1 protein-coding gene is annotated in these 316 nt (G+C 59.2%); it reads right to left on the reverse strand.

The annotated features are described in order from the left end of the window. On the reverse strand, positions 1 to 316 hold a 316-nt coding region (locus tag AB4874_RS19940; protein WP_368393320.1), incomplete at both ends, for a transposase.

Raw genomic sequence — 316 nt, forward strand, 5'->3', positions numbered from 1 at the left:
GTCGTTTGTCTGTGCGCCGAAGGCGTGTTCGACCCGAACCCGCACGGTGGATTTGGTTTTGTTGCTGCTCTTGGCCTGTTCAGTCAGTGGTTTGCCCCGCTTTCCCTTCCTGTGGATGTGACTTTTCAGCTTCTGGTCGCGCAGCTTGGTCTCCATTTCTTCAGATCTGTAGGCAGCATCCGCCCATACGCCGGACCCGGTGTTGCCCCGCATCAGCAGGTGGTCCACCGCCTGACTGTCATGCACAGCGGCGTCGGTAGCGTGATAGCGGCGCACCAGCTTGTGCATGCGGTCCACGTTGACGTGGTTCTTGTAG

Source organism: Thioclava arctica, from assembly GCF_040892615.1.
Classification (GTDB): domain Bacteria; phylum Pseudomonadota; class Alphaproteobacteria; order Rhodobacterales; family Rhodobacteraceae; genus Thioclava; species Thioclava arctica.